Below are 2350 nucleotides of genomic sequence, written 5' to 3'. Positions count from 1 at the left end.
ACGCGCTGCTGGCCACGGCGGCGGCCGACGGCACGCCGGTCTACCTCGCCTTCAGCCGCTCGCCGGTCAGCCGCGCCATCGTCGCCATCGCCACCCCGCAGGACCAGGCGCGGCAGGAGCTGCTGAGCGCCGTCACCACCATCTCGCTGACCATGGCGGCGCTGCTGCTGGCCGGCTTTTCGCTGGCCTGGTGGGTCGGCGGCCGCATCGCCGGCTCGGTGCGCGCGCTGGTCGGCCCGGCCCAGGCGCTGGCCAGCGGCAGCCCCTTCACGCTGGGCGCGGCCACCTTCCGCGAGGCCGGCGAGGTCGGCCAGGCTTTCCGCGCGCTGGAGCTCGACCTGCGCCGCAACCAGGCCCAGCTCGAACAACTGGTGGCCGAGCGCACCGCCCAGCTGGAAAAAAGCCGGGCCCAGCTTGAAACCCTGTACGCCACCGCGCCGGTCGGCCTGAGCTATGTCGACAGCCAGCTGCGCTTCGTGCGCCTGAACGACTACCTGGCCAACCTCAACGACCAGCCGGTCAGCGCCCACCTGGGCCGCCACGTCGGCGAGATGATCCCCGACGCGGCCGTGCGGCGCGGCGTGCTGGCCGACTACCGCACCGTGCTCGACAGTGGCCGCCCGCTGACCGGCCTGCAGCGCTCCGGCTATCCGGCCGCCTCGCCCGGCCAGCTGTGCCATTGGGTGCTGAGCTACTATCCGCAGTTCGGCACCGACGGCCGCATCGCCGGCATCACCGCGCTGCTGATGGACGTCAGCGAACTGAAGCGGACGGAGGCCGAGCTGCGGCGCTCGCGCCAGTTGATGAGCTCGGTGCTGGAAAACATCCCGGCGATGATCTTCCTCAAGCGCGCCGCCGACCTGCGCTACGACATGTTCAACCGCTACGGCGCCCAGTTGCTCGGGCGCGCCGGCGGCGAGGATTTCCTCGGCAAGCACGACTACGACTTCGTGCCGGCCGCCCAGGCCGACGCCTTTGCCGAGGCCGACCGCCGGGTGCTGGCCGCGCCGCCCGGCGAGGTGATCGAGATCGCCGAGGAACCGGTCACCGGCGCCGACGGCCACACCCGCTACATGACCACCCGCAAGGTGGCGCTGCGCGACGAGCACGGCGCGCCCACCCACGTGCTCGGCATTTCGATCGACATCACCGACCGCAAGGAGGCCAAGGAGGCGCTGCGCGCCACGGTGGCCAAGCTGGCGCAGAGCGAGCACTTCGTGCGCACCGTGGCCGACAACCTGCCCGGCATGGTGGCGTACTGGGACGCCGGCCTGCGCTGCCGCTTCGCCAACCGCTACTTCCTCGACTGGCACGGCCGCGACAGCGCGCAGCCGCTCGGCGCCCTGATGCCAGAAGTGATGGGCGCGGCCGACTACGCGGTGTGCGCGCCCTACGTGCAGGGCGCGCTGGCCGGCCAGCCGCAGGCGTTCGCCGGCCAGCTGCGCTGGCCGTCAGGCGAGATCAGCCACACCTGGGTCAACTACATCCCGGACATCGACCCGCGCGGCGACGTGCGCGGCTTCTTCGTGCTGGTGTCCGACGTCAGCGAGCTCAAGGAAACCGAGCTGCACCTGCAGGAACTGAACGAGGAACTGGTGCTGGCGCGCGACCGCGCCGAGGCGGCCAGCCGCGCCAAGAGCGAGTTCCTGGCCAATATGAGCCACGAGATCCGCACGCCGATGAACGCCATCATCGGCCTGGCCCGCCTGCTGGAACAGGCCGCGCTGGCGCCACGCGAGCGCGAGCAGCTGGACAAGATCCAGCTGGCCACGCAGTCGCTGCTGGGCCTGGTCAACGACGTGCTGGACTACTCGCGCATCGACGCCGGCCAGCTGGTGCCCGACCACGCCAGCTTCAGCCTGGAGCGCATCCTCGACAGTGTCAGCGTGCTGGTGAGCGGCGCCGCCGGCGACAAGGGCATCGAGCTGGTCTACGACATCGACCCGCGCCTGCCGGCCGAGCTGGCGGGCGATCCGATGCGGCTCGAGCAGGTGCTGCTCCACCTGGTCGGCAACGCCGTCAAGTTCACCGAGCGCGGCGAGGTGGTGCTGCGGGTGCGGCCGGCCGCCGGCGCCGACCTGGCCGGGCGGCACGCCATCCTGCTGGAGTTCCGCGTGCGCGACACCGGCGTCGGCATCCCGGCCGCGCAGCAGGCCCGCATCTTCGACGCCTTCGCGCAGGCCGACGGCAGCAGCAGCCGGCAGTTCGGCGGCGCCGGCCTGGGGTTGGCGATCTGCAGCCAGCTGGCCGACATGATGGGCGGCGCCATCAGCGTCAGCAGCGAGCCGGGCGGCGGCTCGGAGTTCCTGTTCAGCTGCCCGTTCGAATGCGGCGCGCCGCTGGCCGCGCC

1 protein-coding gene is annotated in these 2350 nt (G+C 72.0%); it reads left to right on the top strand.

Annotation, left to right across the window (positions count from 1 at the left end; all coding sequences use genetic code 11):
- Window positions 1–2350, top strand: a 2350-nt coding sequence (locus GTP90_RS35460; RefSeq protein WP_161087896.1) for a PAS domain-containing protein, incomplete at both ends; no start/stop codon positions are given.

The sequence above is a fragment of the Duganella vulcania genome, from assembly GCF_009857655.1.
Classification (GTDB): Bacteria; Pseudomonadota; Gammaproteobacteria; order Burkholderiales; family Burkholderiaceae_D; genus Rugamonas; species Rugamonas vulcania.
Note: the sequence above shows the minus strand (reverse complement) of the source record. Positions and strands in the feature narration are given on the sequence as shown.